Consider the following 18,419-nt stretch of genomic DNA (forward strand, 5'->3'; position numbering starts at 1 on the left):
ACTCGGCCGTAGCGGGGCCTCAACGACGCGCGGTACGACGGTGCGCCGACGGCTCCTTGCGGGGTTTCAGTGACCGGCGCCGACCACGGCGTCAGACACGAACACACCATGGAAATCGAAATTGCGACACTCGGCGGTTACGAAGAGGTCGGTCGACAGATGACGGCGGTCCGCGCGGGCGAGGACATCGTCATCTTCGACATGGGCCTGAACCTCAGTAAGGTCCTCATCCACGACAACGTGGAGACCGAGAGCATGCACAGCCTCGACCTGATCGACATGGGCGCCATCCCGGACGACCGGGTCATGAGCGAACTTGAGGGCGACGTTCAGGCGATCGTCCCCACCCACGGTCACCTCGACCACATCGCGGGGATCCCGAAGCTCGCCCACCGCTACGACGCCCCGATCGTCTCGGCGCCGTACACGATCGAGCTGGTCCGCCAGCAGATCGAAGACGAGGGCAAGTTCCAGGTCGACAACGACCTCGTGAAGATGAAGCCGGGCGCGTCGATGGCGATCGGCGACTCCGAGCAGGTCGAACTGGAGTTCGTCAACGTCACCCACTCGATCATCGACGCGATCAACCCGGTCCTCCACACGCCCGAGGGGGCGGTCGTCTACGGCCTCGACAAGCGCCTGGACCACGACCCCGTCATCGGCGACCCGATCGACATGGAGCGGTTCCGCGAGATCGGCCGCCAGGACGAGGGCGTCCTCGCGTACATCGAGGACTGTACGAACGCCGGCCGGAAGGGCCGGACTCCCTCCGAGTCGTACGCGAAGAAGCACGTCGAGGACACGCTGAAGTCGATGGAGGACTACTCGGGCGGCATCGTCGCCACCACGTTCTCCTCCCACATCGCCCGCGTGAAGACCCTCGTCGAGTACGCCCGCGAGATCGGCCGCCAGCCGGTCCTGCTCGGCCGCTCGATGGAGAAGTACTCCGGCACGGCCGAGCGGCTCGACTTCGTCGACTTCCAGGGCGACGTCGGCATGTACGGCCACCGGAAGTCGGTCGACCGCGCGTTCAAGCGGATCATGAAGGAGGGGAAGGGCAACTTCCTCCCCATCGTGACGGGCCACCAGGGCGAGCCCCGCGCGATGCTCACCCGCATGGGCCGCGGCGAGACGCCGTACGAAATCGACGACGGCGACAAGATCGTCTTCAGCGCCAGCGTCATCCCGGAGCCCACCAACGAGGGCCAGCGCTACCAGAGCGAACAGCTGCTCCGGATGCAGGGCGCGCGCCTCTACGACGACATCCACGTCTCCGGCCACCTCCGCGAGGAGGGCCACTACGAGATGCTGCAGGCGCTCCAGCCCCAGCACCTCATCCCGGGCCACCAGACGCTGGAGGGGCGCTCGCCGTACGTCGACCTCGCGACCTCGCAGGGGTACAAGCTCGGACGCGACGTGCACGTCACGCAGAACGGGTCCACCATCCAGCTCGTCGAATGACGAGCGAGACGAAGGAGGCGCGGGTGCTCGACGCCATCCGCGAGCGGCGTGAACTCGTCAACGCCGCTATCGACGAGGAGCTGCCGGTCCAGGAACCGGAGCGGCTGTACGAGGCGACCCGATACATCCTCGAAGCCGGCGGCAAGCGGCTCCGCCCGACGGTGACCACGCTGGCCGCGGAGGCGGTCACCGGGACCGAGCCGATGGGCGCCGACTTCCGCGCGTTCCCGTCGCTCGACGGCGACGACGTCGACGTGATGCGGGCCGCGGTCGCCATCGAGGTGATCCAGTCGTTCACGCTGATCCACGACGACATCATGGACGAGGACGACCTGCGGCGCGGCGTCCCCGCGGTCCACGAGGCGTACGACGTCTCGACGGCGATCCTCGCCGGGGACACGCTCTACTCGAAGGCGTTCGAGTTCATGACGGAGACGGGCGCGGACCCGCAGCACGGGCTCGAAGCGATGCGGATGCTCGCGTCGACCTGTACCGAGATCTGCGAGGGCCAGGCGCTCGACGTCGCCTTCGAGAACCGCGACGACATCCTCCCGGACGAGTACCTGGAGATGGTCGAGCTGAAGACGGCGGTGCTGTACGGCGCGTCCGCGGCGACGCCCGCCCTCCTGCTCGGCGCCGACGAGGACGTGGTCGACGCGCTCTACCAGTACGGGATCGACTCCGGCCGCGCGTTCCAGATCCAGGACGACGTGCTCGACCTGACGGTCCCCTCCGAGGACCTCGGCAAGCAGCGCGGCTCCGACCTCGTCGAGGGGAAGGAGACGCTCATCACGCTCCACGCCCGCCAGCAGGGCGTCGACGTCGACGGCCTCGTCGACGCCGACACGCCCGCCGAGGTGACCGAGGCGGCCATCGACGACGCGGTCGCCGCGTTGGAGGAGGTCGGATCCATCGAGTACGCCCGCGACACCGCTGAGGAGCTCACGGCGCGGTCGAAAGAGCACCTCGAACTGCTGCCCGAGAGCGGCTCGCGCGGCCTGCTCGAAGACCTCGCGGACTACCTCATCGTCCGCGGCTACTGAGCCGAGCGCCGGCGGCCGGTCCCGTCCGGGGACCCGGCACCGGCGGTCCGGGCCGGGACGGACACCGCTTTACCAGCGGCCCCCGTTCGGTCGGCCGTGTCACGGTACCGGAACGTCCTCCTGTTTTTCACCCTCGCACTGCTTTGGGGCGGCTCCTTCGTCGCCATCGAGGTCGGCCTCGACTACTACCCGCCCGTGCTGTACGCCGCGTACCGGTTCGACGTGGCGGCGCTCGCGCTGCTGTCGTACGTGCTGGTCACGCAGGACGACCCGTTCCCGCGGACGCGCGGCGACCTCGCCGCGATCGGGTTCAGCGGCGGGCTCTCCGTGGCCGCGAACAACGCCCTGCTGTTCGTCGGCCAGCAGTACACGACGAGCGGCATCGCCTCCATCACCTACAGCCTCGTGCCCATCGCGACCGCGGCGGTCGCAGCCCTGTGGATCGGCGGCGCCGACCTCGATCGTCGCGGTGCTGTGGGGGTCGTCTTAGCGTTCCTCGGCGTGGGGCTCGTCGCGCAGCCGGACCCCGCGAACCTCGGCGGGGGCGTCGCGGTCGGCGTCGGGCTGATCGCGATCGGGGTCATCGCCGTCGCGGTCGGTAGCGTCGGCCTCCGAACCGTCGAGACGTCGTTCACGAGCGTCGCGCTCACCGGGTGGGCGATGGGGTTCGGCGCGCTCGCCATCCACGCGCTCAGCCTCGGCATCGGGGAGAGCCAGCGGCTCCCGGCCGCCGCCCCGCCCGCGCTCCTCTCGCTGGGGTTCCTCGGGCTGCTCTCCTCCGCGGTGGCGTACACCATCTACTTCACGCTGCTCGACCGGCTCGGCCCCTTCGAGATCAACCTCGTCTCGTACGTCGTTCCGATCGTGGCCACCGTCGCGGGCGCCCTGCTGCTCGCCGAGCCGGTAACGCCGTACACGGTCGCGGGCTTCGTCGTCATCGTCCTCGGGTTCGGCCTGCTGAAGCGCCGCGAGATAGCCGACGCGGCCGCCGGGATCCGGTTCCCGGGCTGAGAGAAGGGCGTTACCACCGCAGTCCGTCGCACCGCGCCGCACCGCGCTCCGCCGGACCGGTGGCGCCGCTCTCGCGGCCGGGATTCCGGCGGTCGACGGGGTCGCTCACGCGTCGACCACCGCTATCGGGTCGCCGACGGTCCCCCCGAACAGCGAGGCGTGGGCGGCGAAGAGGTCGCGCTCGGCCGCGGCGTCGACGATCACGGTTCGCCCGTGTCGCGTGACTTCCGCGTCGGAAAGGGCGGTCTCTCCTTCGCGAGCGGCCTGCGCGACCGCCTCGGCGGTCTCCCGGTCGAGGCGTCGGGGGTCCGCCACCGCGCCGTACCGCAGCGCGACGGCCGGGTCTCCGGTCTCGTCGCCGCCCGCGTCGCCGTTCGCGTCGCTCCTCTCCGCCGGCGCTCCGCCGTCGGTCACGCGGAGCGACGCCCCGACCGCGCCGGAGGCGTCGACCGCGGTGCGGAGCGCGTCCGGCGCGTCGGCGAGCAGGTCGCGGAGGCGGCCGCAGGCGTCCGGTCCGAGGTCGACGCACACCGTCGCGTCGCCCCCGAGCAGCGAGGGGAGCGGGCCGTAGTTCGCGGTCGCTCCCGCCCGTCGTCCGGCGCCGCCGCCGACGCTCCCGCCGATTCCGGCGTCGCGGTGCGCCGCCGCGACGGCGGCGGTCGGGCCGTAGGCGGCCACGACCTCACCGGGGGTCACGGCGACGGCCGACCCGAGGGCTCCCGCCCGGAACCGGGCGAACCCGGAGCCGACGTCCGGCTCGCGGGTCACCGCTGGGTCGGCGTCGAGCTCGGCGGCGAGCGCGGTCGCGTCGACGTCGCCGACCGCCGCGGCGCACCCCTCCGGGCCGTCCGCGGTGAGGGCGGCGCCGCCGGTCGCCTGCCGCACGTCGGCGAGCGACGCGCTCTCGTACCGGCCGAGGAGCCGCCGGAGTCGACTCCCCACCCCGCTCGGGAGGCCGGTCGCCGTCAGGACCGCGGGGTCGACCCGGCCGGTCACGACGGTGTCGACGGCGCCCGACGCGGCCGCGGCCGGCTCGTAGGCGCCGGCGGCGACCGCCGATCGGGGGCCGGAGGAGCCGGCGCGGTCGCGGGCGCTCGTCGCCACGTCGTCCGCCGGATCGCCGTCGGGCGCGCCGGCTCCGGTCGCGGCCGATTCGATCGCGAGGGCCGCGTCGGCTGGGGGTTCGGTCAGGGCGTCGATCGGTCCGCCGACTCCCAGCCCGGTCGCCGCGAGCGCCGCTATGCGCTTCGCGAACGTTCGCTTGGAGGGCATCGTTTCACCTGACTCCTGACAGGCAATAATACTACCGAGTGGCGGTCGTCGGTGGATTCGTGCCGTGCCGGCCGGCGCTCAGCCGTCGAGCCCGCGGACGTCGTCGATGATCTCGACCGCGTGGTCCTCCGGGGAGACCCCCTCGTACGCGAGGACCACTGTTCCCTCGTCGTCGAGGACGTACGTGTTCCGGAACACGCCGTCGAAGGTGTTCCCGAACATCTGCTTCTCGCCGTAGGAGCCGTACGCGCTCGACACCGCGCCGTCGGGGTCAGAGAGGAGCGTGAAGGGGAGGTCGTACTTCGCGGCGAACGGTTCGAGGTCCTCGACGGGGTCGTCGCTGATCCCGACGACGGCGACGTCTTCCGCTTCGAACGCGTCCCACTCGTCGCGGAAGCCACACGCCTCGTCGGTGCAACCGGGCGTGTCGGCCCGCGGGTAGAAGTACACCACCGTGTGATCGGCCGCGGTCGGGTCGACGGTGACGGTCTCGCCGCGGTGGTCGGTGAGCGTGATCTCGGGTGCGGAGTCGCCCGGTTCGAGCATACGTATCTGCCCGTCTCGAAGGGGTTAGGCGATTCGGTCCCTTTTTACCGGATACTCGCATCCTACCGGTATCGATGGCGTGGCAACCGACGCCGTACACGGCCCCGCTCCTCCTCGCGGCCGTCGCGTCGTTCGGGTTCGCCGCCTACGGGGCCGCCAACCGGTCGCGCGGCGGGCACGCCCTCCTGTGGAGCTTCGTCGCCGTCGCGGTCGCCGCCGGCGTCTGGTCGCTGGCGTACGCGGCCCAGCTGTCGGCGACGGCGCTCGGGCCCACGCTGTTTTTCAACCGCTTCGTCTGGCTCGGCTCCGCCGGCCTGGCGGTCGCGTGGCCGGCGTTCGTCCTCTCGTACGTCGACCGGACCGCGTGGCTCGGTCGTCGCCGGTTCGCGCTCCTCTGGATCGTCCCCGTCGCGGTCGCGGTCGCCGTCTGGACGGCCGGCGTCGACCCGCTCTTCTACGCCGATCCCTCCCTCGTCGACGCCGGCGGGTACCGCGTCCTCAGCTACACGCCGACGCCGGCGCTGCTCGGGTTCGTCGGCTACACCTACGCGGTCAACCTGTTCACGTTCGCGGTCCTCGGCTACGCGACGGTCTCCCGCGACGGCGTGTTCCGCCGGCAGGCGGCCGTCCTCTTCGTCGCCGCCGTCGCGCCGATGGCGCTCAGCGCGGCCGGCATCGCGGGCGTCGTCGGTCCGGACGCCGGGTTCGTCGACTTCACCCCCATCGCCTTCAGCGGCACCTCGGCGCTCTTGGCGTGGGTCGTGTTCCGGTACCGGCTCCTCGACGTCTCGCCGATCGCCCGCGACGCGGTGTTCGCGAACCTCTCGGACGGCGTCGTCGTCTGCGACGCCGACGGCCGCGTGGTCGACACCAACGACCCGGCGGAGGCGCTGTTCCCGGACGCAGCGCTCGGCGCCCGGGCCGACGAGGCGTTCGACGACGTCCCCGCGGTCGCCGACGCGGTGACGGACTCGGCGGCCGACGACGAGTTCCGCGTGACGCTCGACGGCGACAGTGCGCCGCGGTTCCTGACGGTCGACGTCCACGACATCACCGGGCCGGGGACGACTCGCGGGGGGACCGTCCTGCTGTTCCGCGACGTCACCGAGCGGGAGACGCTCCAGCGTCGCTACCGCGCGCTCATCGAGAAGTCGCCCAACGCGATCGCGGTCTGCGGCGATGACGGCCTGCTCCGCTACGTGAGCCCGTCGATAGAGCGGCTGCTCGGCCACCGGCCGACGGAGATCGAGGGCCGACCGATCATCGACCTCGTCCACCCCGAGGACCGGCGCGAGGCGCAACAGGCCTTCGAGCGCGCCTTCGACAGCGCCGAGCCGCAGTCGCTCACGCACCGGATCGCGCGCGCCGACGGGAGCTGGCGGCGGTTCGAGACCGTGATCGAGCGGCTGTTCGCCGACGCGGGCGAGGTGGTCATCACCGCGACCGACGTGACGGACGCCCGGCGGTACGAACAGCGGCTTCAGGTGTTGAACCGCGTGCTGCGACACGACCTGAAGAACGACACAAACGTCATCGGCGGCTACGCGGACCTGCTCCGCGACCACGTCGACGAGGAGGGCGACCCGTACCTCGACATCATCGACCGGAAGGTGCGGACGCTGACGCACCTCAGCGACCAGGCCCGGGAGATCGACGTCGCGCTCCACAGCGACGCGGGGCGGGCCGAGATCGACCTCTCGGAGCTGGTCGAGCGGCTCTGCGCGTCGCTGTCGTCGTCGTTCCCCGAGGCGACGGTGACGGTGTCCGTCCCCGAGTCGGCCCGCGTCTCCGCCGACGAGCTCTTGGAGTCGGCGGTGCGGAACGTGCTGGAGAACGCCGTCGTCCACAACGACGGCGACGACCCCCGCGTCGAGGCGACCGTCGTCGCCGACGGCGACCGGTTCCGGCTCGACGTGGCCGACGACGGCCCGGGGATCCCGCCGGTCGAGCGGACGGTGTTCTCCGAGGCGCGGGAGACGGCGCTCGAACACGCGAGCGGGCTCGGCCTCTGGCTCGTCCACTGGATCGTCACGGAGTCCGGCGGCGACATGGAGATCGACACGCGCGAGCCGACCGGCACGGTGGTCCGGATGTGGCTCCCCCGGGCGGCCGAGGCGAGGGAGTAGGCCCGCCCGCCACCGCGGCGTTCCCGCTCAGACGTGGCCGCGGACGACGTGGCCGCCGCAGCCGCACTGCTCGACGTACCCTATGTCGACGGCGTCGCCGAACGCCGACTCCAGCGCCCCGGAGAGGTACTTCTCCGGGTGGCCGTGGTCGCCGTGGGCGACGAGGTTGACGCGGTTGCCCGCGGCCGTGTGCTCGACCGCGTCGATCGTCTGTCGCACGAGTAGGTCGCGGTCCGCGGCGTGTTCCGGGCCTTCGAGGTTCGCGGACCAGGAGTTCTCGTGGACGCGGTCGGTCACCGGGTCGGCGCCGTGGTCGTGTTCGTCGTCGGGGTCGGACGGTGTGCTCGACATGTCTCGTCTCAAGCGCTCGAGCACCGTCCGTCTTCGAGCGAACATGTTCGAGCGGCGTCCCGGCGCTCGACGGTCCCTCCCGAACGATTTCGGGAGGAGTTACATCGCCGCGGGACCCGACGACCCAGCCGTGAGCCCCGACCCGTTCGACGACGCGGACGAGCGGCTGGACGCCCGCGAGATAGACGGCGAGCCGTTCGGCGACGTCGTGGCCGCGCTCGACGGCCTCGACGAGGGGGAGTCGCTCTGTCTGGTGAACGGCTTCGAGCCGGTGCCGCTGTACGACGTGCTGGCGGAGCGCGGGTTCGAACACGAGACGGCGAACCTCGCCGACGACGAGTGGCACGTCGAGATCACGCGCCCCTGAGCCCCGGCCGGCTGGCCGGTTCGGCTCCCGCGGCGTCGACCGCTCTCCGCAACCTCTTTGCGCGCGGTCGCCGAACCCGCGTCCATGAGTCACGGACCTCTGGACGAGGACGCGGTCAAGAGCTACCGCGAGGCCGGCGCGGTGCTGGTCGAGGCGATGAACGAGGCCCGCGAGATGGTCGAACCGGGCCGGACCCACCTCGAAGTCGCCGAGTGGACGGAGGACTTCGTCCGCGAGCAGGGGGCCGGTCTCGCCTTCCCGGTGAACATCAGCGTCGACCCCGAGGCGTCCCACGCCACTCCGAGCCGCGACGACGAGGCGGCGTTCGGCGAGGAGATGGTGTGTCTCGACGTCGGCGTCCACGTCGACGGCTACATCGCCGACGCCGCGGTGACGGTCGACCACACCGGCACTCCGGAGCTCGTCGAGGCCGCCGAGATGGCCCTGGAGGCCGCGCTCGACGAGGCCGGCCCGGGCGTCGAGGTCGGCGTCGTGGGACAGGCGATCGAGGACGTGATCCGCGGGTACGGCTACACGCCGGTGCTCAACCTCTCCGGCCACGGCGTCGAGCGGTACGACGCTCACACCGGCCCCACGGTGCCGAACCGCGGCGTCGACCGCTCGGTCGAACTGGAGCCCGGGCAGGCGGTCGCGATCGAGCCGTTCGCCACCGACGGCCGCGGAAAGGTCGGCGAGGGGACCGACGAGGAGATCTTCGAGCAGCAGGGCTCCGCGAGCGTGCGAGACCGCCGCGCCCGACAGGCCCTCCAAGAGATCGAGGGGTTCGACGACCTCCCGTTCGCGGCGCGGTGGCTGGAGACCGACCGCGCCGAGATGGCGCTGCGCCGCCTCAAGCAGGCGAACGCGATCAAGGGGTACCCCGTCCTGAAGGAGGACGACGACGCCTTAGTGAGCCAGGCGGAACACACTCTCTTGATCACCGAGGACGGCGTCGAGGTGACGACCGCGGGGATCCACGGCTTCGACGACTGATGGACCGGATCTTCGCGCCGTGGCGGATCGAGTGGGTCGAGCGCGACGCTGACCCGATCGACGGCTGCCCGTTCTGCGTCCTGCCCGAGCGCGAGGACGCCCGCGAGGCGCGGATCGTCGCCCGGAGCGAGCGCAACTACGTCATCCTGAACAACGCGCCGTACAACCCCGGCCACGCGATGGTGATCCCCGACGCACACGTCGAGGACCCGACCGACCTCGACGACGCGGCCCTCCTCGATCACGCGCGGCTGAAGGCGGCGACGCTCGCAGCGCTGCGACGTGACATGGACCCCGACGGCGTCAACACCGGGCAGAACCTCGGCGGCGACGCCGCGGGCGGCTCGATCGACCACCTCCACACCCACGTCGTCCCGCGCTGGAGCGGCGACACGAACTTCATGCCCGTCACCGGCGACACGAAGGTGATCGTGGAGGCGATAGAGCGCACCTACGACCACCTCCACGACGGGTTCGCGGCCGGCGAGCACGTCGTCGATTCGGGAGACGCCGACGCGGGCGACGCGGTCGAACTCGACTTCGACGTCTGAGCCGGCGGCGTCGATTACTCATAATCACCGGCGCGGTGGCGCGTGCCGATGGGCGCCCAGCGGGCGCGAATCGCACGCGCGAGGGAGTCGGACCGGCGCAGCCGCGCCGGTCCGACGAGGCTGGGGAGGCGTGAGGTGCTGTGCGGAGCGGTGCGAGGCGGGACTTTGGAATGTTGACCGCAGCGTCGTCGTTCATCTATCTCAGATCGCCGGCTTCGACTCGGGTCCCGCCTTCACTCGGGATTCATTAGTACACCAACTCGCCCGAGATGAACTTCCGGGTGCGCTCCTTCTCGGGGTCCTCGAAGATGGCTTCGGTCGGCCCCACCTCCGTGATACCGTCGTCGAGCAGCACCGCGACGCGGTCCGCGACGCGCTCGGCCTGGTGCATGTCGTGGGTCGCGAGCGCGACCCCGATCCCCCGCGACTTCGCCTCGCCGATCGCCTCCTCGATGACCGCCGTGTTCCGCGGGTCCAGGTCCGAGGTCGGCTCGTCGAGCAGCAGGACGTCGGGGTCGTACGCCAGCGCCCGGGCGAACGACACGCGCTGGGCCTCGCCGCCCGACAGCGCGTCGGCCGGCTGGTCGATCTCGTCTTCGAGCCCCACGACCGCCAAGGACTCCTCGACCGCGTCGGTGGCGTCGTTCAGGCGGAGGGCCGAAGTGAGCCGGTCGGCCCACGAGCGTCGGACGCGGAGCCCGTACTCGACGTTGCGCGCGACCGACCCGCTGAAGAGGCTCGCCTCCTGAAACACCATCCCGACGCGGCGCCGCAGCGCGAGGCGCTCCGAATCGTCGACCGCCCACGCGTCGGTCCCGTCGAGCGCGACGGTCCCCTCGTCCGGCTCCAGCGAGAACGCGAGCGTCCGGAGCAGCGTGGTCTTGCCGACGCCGGAGGGGCCGATCACCGCGACGACTTCGCCCGCGTCGACGTCGATCGTGAGGTCGCGGAACACGGGCTCGTCACCGTACGCGTGCGACACGTCGTTCGCGCGGAGCATCAGTCCGTCACCTCCCGGGGCATCAGCCCGCCACCCCCCGGTCGCCGAAGCGGACGACGATCGCGTTGACCGTCAACACGAGCGCGACGAGGACGGCGCCGAGCACCATGGCGGTCTCGTACTGCCCCTGCCGCGCCTCGAGCTGGATCGCCGTCGTCAGGGTGCGCGTCTTCGAGATGCCGTCCGCGCTCGTGATGTTCCCGCCGACGATGAGCACCGAGCCGACCTCGCTGATCGCGCGGCCGAAGCCGGCCAGCACCGCGGTCGCGATCCCGTACCGCGCCTCCTTGATCACGACGAGCGCCACGTCGACGCGCGTCCCGCCGAGGACGCGGGCCGCGTCGCGGACCCCGTCGTCGACGCCGCTCACGGCGGCGAGGCTGATCGCCGTGATCGGCGGCGTCGCGAGGACGAACTGCGACATGATCATCGCCTCGCGGGTGAAGATCAGCTCCAGCGAGCCGAGCGGCCCCTGGTTCGAGACCGCGAACAGCACGACGAGCCCCACGACCACGCTGGGGAACCCCATCCCGGTGTTGACCACCGACTTCACGAACCCCTTGCCGGGGAACTCCGTGAGCCCGATGGCGACGGCGGCCGGCACGCTGACGAGCGTGCTCAGCGCCACCGCGGTCAGGCTCACGTACAGCGAGACGGCGATGACGCTCCCGACGTACCCGTCCCTGAACGAGACGCCGAGGAGCGACGCCGCGGGCCGCGCGGCGTCGAGCAGCGCTGGGACCGACTGGACGGTCGCTTCGAACGGCACGACTACGAGTCGTCGCTCTCGCTACTCCAACCCTCCGGAACGTACTGCTGGAAGTTCGGGTCCTCGGAGACGGCCTCCGGGAAGAACAGCTGCTCGCCGTTCACCTGGTACTCCGAGATGGCCTCCTGGACGCCCGGGCTGGTGATCCAGCCGATGTACGCCATCGCGAGGTCGTAGTTGGCGTTCTCGTGGACCCCGGGGTTGACCGCCATCACCCCGTACGGGTTCGAGAGGATATCCGGCCCGCCCTCGATCGGTCCTTGTACCAGGATCGTCAGGTCGATCTCCGAGCGCTGCGAGATGAAGGTCCCGCGGTCGGAGAGCGTGTACGCGCCCTGCTGGTTGGCGATGTTCAGCGCCTCGCCCATTCCGGTGCCGGTCTCTTGGTACCAGTCGCCGCCGGGCTCCGTGCCGGCCGCCTCCCAGAGGTTCAGCTCCTTCGTGTGCGTGCCGGAGTTGTCGCCCCGCGAGACGAACTGCGCCTCCGCCTCGGCGATGGCGGTGAGCGCCGCCGTCGCCGAGTCCATCCCCTCGATCCCGGCGGGGTCGGCCTCGGGGCCGACGATCACGAAGTCGTTGAACATCAGGTCCCGCCGGTTGACCCCGTACCCGTTCCGCATGAACTCGTCTTCGAGCCCGCGGGCGTGGACCATCACGATGTCCGAGTCGCCGTTGCGGGCGGTCTCCAACGCCGCGCCGGTCCCCTGCGCGACGGCGTCGACGGTGACGCCGTACATCTCCTCGAAGTCCGTGTGGATCGCGTCGAGGAGGCCGGTGTCGTACGTGCTCGTCGTCGTCGTGAGCGTCAGCGTCTCGCCGGCGACGCCGACCGACTCGGTCGTGCTTCCGCTCCCGTCGGTCCCGTTCCCGCCGTTCCCGCCGTCGCCGCTGTCGCCGCTCGTTGACGAACAGCCCGCCGTGCTCGCGATCGCTCCGGCGACCAGCGCGGTCACGAACCGCCTCCGTTGTATCGACATAGATACAACGGTGGGTCGACGCTACATATAACTTCCGCGCCGCGGCGGGCGACGGGGCGAAAACGCCATGACGGCCCGGGGGCATCCTCCGGGCATGGGAGAGCCGACCGAAGCCGGTCCGGACGCGGCGGCGGGACGCGGGCGGGCCGCGCTCATCGAGGACGGCGTCGAGTTCGACGGCCGCGACGCGGCGCTGCTGCGCGCGGTCGACGCGGCGGGGTCCGTCGCGGGCGCGGCCGCCGACCTGGGCCGCTCGCGCGCCCGCGCACTCTCGCGGATCGAGGCCTTAGAGGAGGCCTACGGGACGCTCGTCGAGCGGCGCCGCGGCGGCGAGGGCGGCGGCGGGAGCCGGCTCGCCGCGTCCGGCCGCGCGCTCCTCGACCGCTACGACCGGCTCCAGGCCGTCCTCGCGGCGGCCGCGGCGGTCCCAGAGACGGTGCTCGAGGGAACCGTGACGGCCGTCGACGGCGAACTCGCGGTCGTCGACACCCCGGTCGGGGAACTGTCCGGGCTTCACGGGGGAACGGGAGACGACGCGGACGGCGGGAACGAGAACGGTGGCGTCGGGGACGGCGCGAGCGGAGTGAACGTCGGCGACGCGGTTCAGGTCCGGATCGGCGCCGACGCCGTCACGGTCAACGACGCGGCCGACGCGGTGGACCCCGACGCGACGAGCGCCCGGAACCGCCTCGCCGGCCGCGTCTCGCGCGTCGACTCCGGCGAGACGGTGTCGACGGTCCGGATCGCGGTCGGGGCGGCCGAGGGCTCGGCCGACGCGACCGACGTCGAGGTGGCCGCGCTGATCACCGCCGAGAGCATCGAGCGGCTGGGCCTCGCTCCCAGCGACTCGGTCTCGATCCGCTGGAAGGCGACCGCGACGCGACTGGTGGCGCACGCGGCGTGACGCTGTCCGGTGGGCTCGCCCGTCGGTGGGGTCGTCCGTTTCGGTGAGGTCGATCGCCCGCCGGGGCGTGGGAACCGCTCTCGCGCAAGCGAACGGTTTTTGCGTCGACCGACGGGAGAGGTGGTATGGACGAGGACACCCCCGAGGGGGCGACGCCGGACGGCGACGGGCGCGGGTCCGACCCCGCCCCCGGGCCGTCGGCGCCCCCTCGGACCGACGGCGGGACCGAGCGCGCGGACGAGCCGACCGAGGACGTCGCGCTCGACCCGTGGGGGTCGGCGTCGGTCGGCGACTACGCGGACCTGTTCGAGGAGTTCGGCATCGAGGCGTTCGACGAGGTCGCCGACGAGGTCCCGGACCCGCACTACCTGATGCGCCGCGGTGTCATCTTCGGCCACCGCGAGTACGACGCGGTCGCCGAGGCGATGGCGAACGACGAGCCGTTCGCGGCGCTGTCCGGGTTCATGCCCACCGGCGACCCGCACATCGGCCACAAGCTCGTGTTCGACGAGATCATCTGGCACCAGGAGATGGGCGGCGACGCGTTCGGACTGATCGCCGACCTCGAAGCCCACTCGGCGCGCGGCATGTCGTGGTCCGAGATCGACGAGCACGCGCGCAACTACCTCCTCTCGCTGCTCGCGCTCGGCTTCGACGCCGAAGAGGGCGAGATCTACCGCCAGTCGGACAACCGCGAGGTCCAGGACCTCGGCTTCGAGCTCGGCTCGAAGGCGAACTTCTCGGAGTTCGAGGCGATCTACGGCTTCGACGGCGAAACGAATATCTCGCACATGCAGAGCGTGATCACCCAGACGGCGGACATCCTCTACCCGCAGCTCGTCGACGAGCCGAAGCCCACGGTGATCCCGGTCGGCCCCGACCAGGACCCGCACGTCCGGCTCACCCGCGACCTGGCGACCCGCGTGCGCTACTTCAAGGTGACCGAGGCGTTCGCCTCCTTCGAGCTGGACGACGACGAGCGGCAGCTGGTCCGGGCCGCTTACGACGCGCTCGCGGCGGAGCGCGCCGCCGGCGACGACCCCGACGTGCGCTGTGAGGACGCCGCCGAGTGGCTCGCCGACTACGAGCCGCCGGAGTCGGACCGCGAGAGCGTTGACCTCGCGGCCGCGAAGGCGAGCGCGCTCGACAAGCTCGAAGCCGGCGGGAAGGAGCCGCTCCGCCCCCGGGTGCGCTTCTTCGACCGCAACGCGACCGACGAGGCGTTCGAGGCGCTGATCGAGTCGGTCGACGGCGAGAAGCGCGTGTTCGAAGGCCACGTCGACGCCTTCGACCTCACGCGGGAAGAGGCCGAGTCGGTCGCCCGGGAGGTCGAGATCGACCACGACGGGTTCGGCTTCCGGCAGCCCTCCTCGATCTACCACCGGTTCATGACCGGGCTCACCGGCGGGAAGATGTCCTCGTCGATCCCGGCGAGCCACATCTCGCTGCTCGACGACCCCGAGGACGGGTACGACAAGGTGAAGGCGGCGACGACCGGTGGCCGCGACACCGCCGAGGAGCAGCGCGAGCTCGGCGGCGAGGCCGACGAGTGTCCGGTGTACGAGCTGTACGCCTACCTGCTCGCGGGCGACGACGACGAGCTGACGAAGGAGGTGTACTCGGAGTGCGTTAACGGCGACCGCCTCTGTGGCGGCTGTAAGGAGCAGGCAGCCGAGCTGATGCGCGAGTTCCTCGAAGACCACCAGGAGAAGCGCGAGGAGGCCGAGGAGCTGCTTGAGAACCTCGACATCGACCTCGACTCCGACCGGCGCGGCACCGGCGGCGAGCACTGAGGCGTCTTCGCTGAGCCGCGAGCCGATTCTCACGCCGTCTCTTTATACATAGACAGTGCGGTGGTGCGTGCCGACGAGCGCCCGCAGGGTGCGAGTCGCACGCGCGAGGTCGCCGGCGCTACGCGCCGGCTGCCAGAGGGACCTCCGGTCCCTCGCTGGAGTCAGTCGCCGGAGCGAAGCGACGGCGACTGACGAGGCTGGGGAGGCGTGAGGTGCGGTCGCTGTGCGGGGGCGGGACTCGAAGGGGCAGCCGGGAGGACAGCGCACGCTCGCTGTCCTCCCGGCTGGGGCTTCGGCGGTGTTCGTGGCCGGTCTGCCAGCAACTAGTTATAAACAAACGACTGGGACTACGGTAGTGTTTATCGCCGGTCCAGATTCAACTATTTATAAATAACAGCGATCGACCTACAGCTCGTCTTTCACGTACACGCCCAGCAGTCCGCCGAGCGCGCTCAACACCACGCTGTAAGCGACGCCGCCCAACACGATGAGGGCGGCGACCAGGAAGACCCCGCCGGCCGCGAGACCCGCTTCGAGCGGGAACCCGAAGAATCCCAGAAACGGAAGGACCACCAGCGCGAGCAGCAGCAGTCCGACGATCGGGATCGACGCGATCGCGCCGGAGAGCGCGCCGACCCGAAGCCCGTCGTCGCCGTTCAGGTACCCGGCGACCGCGCCGCCGAGGAGCGGTGAGATGCCGGTGAACGAGAGGAGGGCCGACGCGATCGCGCCGACCACCGCGTTGAGGAGGGTGTTCTCGGTGTCCATGTGCGGTCGAACTCTCGGGGACGACATACGTCTTGCGGACGCCCGAAGGCGGCCCGGTCGCCGTCGGTCGGCGACGCGACCGCCGGCAGAGCGGCCCGCCCGGGCGGCGACGAGGCGATAGTTTATGAGGCGGGCGCCACCTCTCACGGGTATGAGCGAGGAGGAGACGATCCACGTCGCGGACGTCAGCGAGGGGATCGGCGGCGACGCGACGGCGGACCCCGGCTCCCCGGTGGAGCTCCCGGTCGTCGACGTGCTCACCGGCCGGTCCTTCATCACGGGCAAATCCGGCTCCGGGAAGAGCAACACCGCGAGCGTCGTCATCGAGAACCTGCTCGACAGCGGCTTCCCGGTTCTCATCGTGGATACAGACGGTGAATATTACGGACTTAAGGAGGAATACGAGATCCTCCACGCCGGCGCCGACGAGGAGTGCGACATCGTCGTCTCCCCGGAACACGCCGAGAAGCTCGCGAACCTCGCCTTAGAGCAGAACGTCCCGATCATCTTAGACGTCTCCGGTTACCTCGAAGAGGACACCGCCAACGAGCTGCTCTTGGAGGTCGTCAAGCAGCTGTTCGCGAAGGAGAAGCGCTTGAAGAAGCCCTTCCTGCTCGTCGTCGAGGAGTGCCACGAGTACATCCCCGAGGGCGGCGGGATGGACGAGACGGGGAAGATGCTGATCAAGGTGGGCAAGCGCGGCCGGAAACACGGCCTCGGCATCGTCGGGATCAGCCAGCGCCCCGCGGACGTGAAAAAGGACTTCATCACCCAGTGCGACTGGCTCTGCTGGCACCGGCTCACGTGGGACAACGACACGAAGGTCGTCGGGCGCATCCTCGGGTCGAAGTACGCGAGCGCGGTGGAGGACTTAGGCGACGGCGAGGCCTTCCTGATGACCGACTGGGACGAGTCGATCCGCCGGATCCAGTTCCATCGTAAGGAGACGTTCGACGCGGGCGCGACCCCCGGGCTCGACGACTTCAAGCGCCCCGAGCTGAAGTCCGTCTCCAGCGACCTCGTCGGCGAGCTCCAGTCGATCTCCGACGAGAAGGAGCGCCGCGACTCCGAGATAGCCGACCTCAAACAGGAGCTAGAGAAGAAGGACCGCCGGATAGCCGACCTCGAACGCGAACTGGAGGAGGCCCGCGACCTGAGCGACATGGCCGACCAGTTCGCGCAGGCGCTCCTCGGCAAGGCCGAGGCGCCGTACCGGAGCGGCGGCGGCCGGGCCCGGGTCGGCGCCAGCCCCCCCGACGGCGACGCCGTCGCCGACGGCGCCGACGGGCAGTCCGTGCTCAAGTCGTACGACGAGGCGGTCGCCGCCACGAGGGGCGACGACGACCCCGCGAGCGAGGCGGCGCCCTCCGCCGACGGCGGCACCGAGGGGGACGCGGAGCCGGCCGCGTCCGCCGACGGCGCTTCGTCGGACCCGGACGCCGAACCCGCCGACGCTGAACCCGCGGACGCCGAACCCGCGGCCGAGTCCGACCCTGCCCCGCCGGACGACGTCGACCCGGTCACCCGCGACGACGTGGCCGAGAGCGCGCTCCGGTTCGACAACGCGATCGAGCTCGGCACCCGGGAGGCGGTGATCGAGGAGCTGCGCTCGCGGATCGAGGCGCTCCCGGAGCTCTCGCGCGGCATGCTCCGCCACTACCGCCGCGAGGGCGCCAGCGACCCCGTCGCGGCCCACATCGACGCCGGCGGCGACGGCGACTCCGGGCACGCCTACAGCCGCCACCGGCCGATCCGGCGCGCGGGGCTCATCCGCCACGCCGGTCGCGGCCACTACGCGTACGCGGTCCCGGACCTCGTCCGCGAGGCGTACGCGGACCGCCTCGACGAGGCGCAGGTCCGCGAGATCGTCCGCGCGGTCGAGACCGCCTTCGTCCCCCCCGCCGAACTGAGCTATCCGCCGGACGCCGACCCGGCCGAGGTCGGGGAGGGGGCGGCCGCCGTCCCCGACGACGGTGCGGCCGCCCGAGACGGCGCCGACGCGGCACCAGAGGAGACCGAGGGGGTCGTCACCGAAGCCGACGCGACGGACGCCGACGCAGAGGCGGCGGCCGAGGCCGGCGAGGTCGCCGAGTCGGAGCGGGCCGAGCCGCCGACCGACGGGGGCCTGAGCCACGCCGCGCGGCGGTTCGCCGAGCGGTCCGAGCGCTGAGGCCGGCCGGTCGACGCGACGGGCACGACTCAGGAGGCCGCGGTGTAGGGGCTCAGAACGGCAGCGAGAGGTACTCGCTCGGCACCGCGTTCCGCGCCGTCACCTGCGGGTCGACCACCTGACTGACCTCCAGGCCGCCGACGAGGCTGGAGAAGAGGTACGCCTCGGTGCGCGAGAACCCGTGGTGGTGCGAAAGCAGGTCCAGCATGTCGGCGTTCGCCAGCTCGACGGCCGCCTCCATCGTCTCGGCGCTCGCGACCGTCTTCACGGCGTCGCCGGTGTCGAGGAGGGGGCCGTCGAGCTGGCGAACGCCGACA

At 71.2% G+C, this 18,419-nt stretch carries 17 protein-coding genes and 1 pseudogene; 10 read left to right on the forward strand and 8 right to left on the reverse strand.

The window, feature by feature from the left end:
- The first annotated feature begins 108 nt into the window (after positions 1–108).
- From EXE48_RS15055 to EXE48_RS15065, 3 genes are all read left to right on the forward strand, one after another.
- A complete protein-coding gene (locus EXE48_RS15055) occupies positions 109–1,461 on the forward strand; it encodes a ribonuclease J (protein ID WP_053770990.1) in 1,353 nt (450 codons plus the stop codon).
- Complete coding sequence (gene idsA3 / locus EXE48_RS15060; protein WP_053770762.1) at positions 1,458–2,504, forward strand: geranylfarnesyl diphosphate synthase; 1,047 nt, start codon at positions 1,458–1,460, stop codon at positions 2,502–2,504. Before EXE48_RS15055 ends, idsA3 begins: the two co-directional genes overlap by 4 nt.
- A gap of 96 nt (positions 2,505–2,600) precedes the next feature.
- Positions 2,601–3,515: a DMT family transporter gene (locus EXE48_RS15065; RefSeq protein ID WP_053770763.1), complete on the forward strand. Its 915-nt coding sequence runs from the start codon at positions 2,601–2,603 to the stop codon at positions 3,513–3,515.
- 105 nt (positions 3,516–3,620) lie between these two features.
- Here the strand turns inward: EXE48_RS15065 and EXE48_RS15070 are convergent, their stop codons facing one another.
- Together EXE48_RS15070 and bcp are read right to left on the reverse strand one after the other, a co-directional pair.
- On the reverse strand, positions 3,621–4,787 hold the full coding sequence (locus EXE48_RS15070; RefSeq protein WP_137711961.1) for a hypothetical protein: 1,167 nt from the start codon (positions 4,785–4,787) through the stop codon (positions 3,621–3,623).
- Positions 4,788–4,865: 78 nt separating this feature from the next.
- Positions 4,866–5,333, reverse strand: coding sequence for a thioredoxin-dependent thiol peroxidase (gene bcp, locus EXE48_RS15075; protein WP_053770765.1), 468 nt, complete (start codon positions 5,331–5,333; stop codon positions 4,866–4,868).
- Between the two features lie 74 nt (positions 5,334–5,407).
- Here bcp and EXE48_RS15080 point away from each other — a divergent pair, with 74 nt between their 5' ends.
- Positions 5,408–7,459: a histidine kinase N-terminal 7TM domain-containing protein gene (locus tag EXE48_RS15080; protein WP_137705449.1), complete on the forward strand. Its 2,052-nt coding sequence runs from the start codon at positions 5,408–5,410 to the stop codon at positions 7,457–7,459.
- Positions 7,460–7,486: 27 nt separating this feature from the next.
- Here EXE48_RS15080 and EXE48_RS15085 read toward each other — a convergent pair whose 3' ends face one another.
- Positions 7,487–7,810, reverse strand: coding sequence for a CGCGG family putative rSAM-modified RiPP protein (locus EXE48_RS15085; RefSeq protein ID WP_137705450.1), 324 nt, complete (start codon positions 7,808–7,810; stop codon positions 7,487–7,489).
- Between the two features lie 130 nt (positions 7,811–7,940).
- On the opposite strand from EXE48_RS15085, the gene EXE48_RS15090 reads away from it, so the two are divergent.
- The 3 genes from EXE48_RS15090 (at position 7,941) to EXE48_RS15100 (ending at position 9,721) form a co-directional block, all read left to right on the forward strand.
- Positions 7,941–8,177 (forward strand): DUF2249 domain-containing protein, encoded by a 237-nt coding sequence (locus EXE48_RS15090; RefSeq protein WP_137711962.1) that lies wholly within the window; start codon positions 7,941–7,943, stop codon positions 8,175–8,177.
- Between the two features lie 84 nt (positions 8,178–8,261).
- Positions 8,262–9,170 carry a type II methionyl aminopeptidase gene (map, locus tag EXE48_RS15095; RefSeq protein WP_137705452.1) on the forward strand — a complete coding sequence of 303 codons (909 nt, stop codon included), beginning with the start codon at positions 8,262–8,264 and terminating at the stop codon, positions 9,168–9,170.
- Positions 9,170–9,721 carry an HIT family protein gene (locus tag EXE48_RS15100; protein ID WP_121600198.1) on the forward strand — a complete coding sequence of 184 codons (552 nt, stop codon included), beginning with the start codon at positions 9,170–9,172 and terminating at the stop codon, positions 9,719–9,721. Before map ends, EXE48_RS15100 begins: the two co-directional genes overlap by 1 nt.
- A gap of 247 nt (positions 9,722–9,968) precedes the next feature.
- Here the strand turns inward: EXE48_RS15100 and EXE48_RS15105 are convergent, their stop codons facing one another.
- The 3 genes from EXE48_RS15105 to EXE48_RS15115 are packed head-to-tail and all read right to left on the reverse strand — an operon-like array spanning position 9,969 to position 12,467.
- Positions 9,969–10,721: an ABC transporter ATP-binding protein gene (locus EXE48_RS15105; protein ID WP_053770771.1), complete on the reverse strand. Its 753-nt coding sequence runs from the start codon at positions 10,719–10,721 to the stop codon at positions 9,969–9,971.
- A gap of 22 nt (positions 10,722–10,743) precedes the next feature.
- Positions 10,744–11,490 (reverse strand): ABC transporter permease, encoded by a 747-nt coding sequence (locus EXE48_RS15110; RefSeq protein WP_053770772.1) that lies wholly within the window; start codon positions 11,488–11,490, stop codon positions 10,744–10,746.
- Between the two features lie 2 nt (positions 11,491–11,492).
- On the reverse strand, positions 11,493–12,467 hold the full coding sequence (locus tag EXE48_RS15115) for an ABC transporter substrate-binding protein (RefSeq protein ID WP_053770773.1): 975 nt from the start codon (positions 12,465–12,467) through the stop codon (positions 11,493–11,495).
- Between the two features lie 94 nt (positions 12,468–12,561).
- Here EXE48_RS15115 and EXE48_RS15120 point away from each other — a divergent pair, with 94 nt between their 5' ends.
- Both EXE48_RS15120 and EXE48_RS15125 read left to right on the forward strand, forming a co-directional pair.
- Entirely contained in the window at positions 12,562–13,371 is an 810-nt protein-coding gene (locus tag EXE48_RS15120; protein WP_053770774.1) for a TOBE domain-containing protein, read from the forward strand.
- Positions 13,372–13,496: 125 nt separating this feature from the next.
- On the forward strand, positions 13,497–15,164 hold the full coding sequence (locus EXE48_RS15125) for a tryptophan--tRNA ligase (protein WP_053770775.1): 1,668 nt from the start codon (positions 13,497–13,499) through the stop codon (positions 15,162–15,164).
- 405 nt (positions 15,165–15,569) lie between these two features.
- Here the strand turns inward: EXE48_RS15125 and EXE48_RS15130 are convergent, their stop codons facing one another.
- The gene (locus tag EXE48_RS15130) at positions 15,570–15,932 is read right to left on the reverse strand and encodes a DUF5518 domain-containing protein (protein ID WP_053770776.1); all 363 of its coding nucleotides are present in this window, start codon (positions 15,930–15,932) and stop codon (positions 15,570–15,572) included.
- A 151-nt stretch (positions 15,933–16,083) separates the two neighbouring features.
- Between EXE48_RS15130 and EXE48_RS15135 the strand changes: the two genes are divergently transcribed.
- Positions 16,084–18,102: an ATP-binding protein gene (locus EXE48_RS15135; protein WP_137711963.1), complete on the forward strand. Its 2,019-nt coding sequence runs from the start codon at positions 16,084–16,086 to the stop codon at positions 18,100–18,102.
- A gap of 52 nt (positions 18,103–18,154) precedes the next feature.
- On the opposite strand, the pseudogene EXE48_RS15140 reads toward EXE48_RS15135, so the two are convergent.
- Positions 18,155–18,419, reverse strand: a pseudogene (locus EXE48_RS15140) (acetamidase/formamidase family protein); the annotation flags it as partial.

The sequence above is a fragment of the Halorubrum sp. ASP1 genome, from assembly GCF_005435135.1.
Lineage (GTDB): Archaea > Halobacteriota > Halobacteria > Halobacteriales > Haloferacaceae > Halorubrum > Halorubrum tropicale.

Excerpts from the sequence above, each read along its gene's own strand:
- EXE48_RS15070 (WP_137711961.1), bottom strand. The coding sequence starts at position 4,787 with ATGCCCTCCAAGCGAACGTTCGCGAAGCGCATAGCGGCGCTCGCGGCG.
- bcp (WP_053770765.1), bottom strand. The coding sequence starts at position 5,333 with ATGCTCGAACCGGGCGACTCCGCACCCGAGATCACGCTCACCGACCAC.
- EXE48_RS15105 (WP_053770771.1), bottom strand. The coding sequence starts at position 10,721 with ATGCTCCGCGCGAACGACGTGTCGCACGCGTACGGTGACGAGCCCGTG.
- EXE48_RS15085 (WP_137705450.1), bottom strand. The coding sequence starts at position 7,810 with ATGTCGAGCACACCGTCCGACCCCGACGACGAACACGACCACGGCGCC.
- EXE48_RS15125 (WP_053770775.1), top strand. The coding sequence starts at position 13,497 with ATGGACGAGGACACCCCCGAGGGGGCGACGCCGGACGGCGACGGGCGC.
- EXE48_RS15100 (WP_121600198.1), top strand. The coding sequence starts at position 9,170 with ATGGACCGGATCTTCGCGCCGTGGCGGATCGAGTGGGTCGAGCGCGAC.
- idsA3 (WP_053770762.1), top strand. The coding sequence starts at position 1,458 with ATGACGAGCGAGACGAAGGAGGCGCGGGTGCTCGACGCCATCCGCGAG.
- map (WP_137705452.1), top strand. The coding sequence starts at position 8,262 with ATGAGTCACGGACCTCTGGACGAGGACGCGGTCAAGAGCTACCGCGAG.
- EXE48_RS15120 (WP_053770774.1), top strand. The coding sequence starts at position 12,562 with ATGGGAGAGCCGACCGAAGCCGGTCCGGACGCGGCGGCGGGACGCGGG.
- EXE48_RS15135 (WP_137711963.1), top strand. The coding sequence starts at position 16,084 with ATGAGCGAGGAGGAGACGATCCACGTCGCGGACGTCAGCGAGGGGATC.
- EXE48_RS15130 (WP_053770776.1), bottom strand. The coding sequence starts at position 15,932 with ATGGACACCGAGAACACCCTCCTCAACGCGGTGGTCGGCGCGATCGCG.
- EXE48_RS15055 (WP_053770990.1), top strand. The coding sequence starts at position 109 with ATGGAAATCGAAATTGCGACACTCGGCGGTTACGAAGAGGTCGGTCGA.
- EXE48_RS15080 (WP_137705449.1), top strand. The coding sequence starts at position 5,408 with ATGGCGTGGCAACCGACGCCGTACACGGCCCCGCTCCTCCTCGCGGCC.
- EXE48_RS15115 (WP_053770773.1), bottom strand. The coding sequence starts at position 12,467 with ATGTCGATACAACGGAGGCGGTTCGTGACCGCGCTGGTCGCCGGAGCG.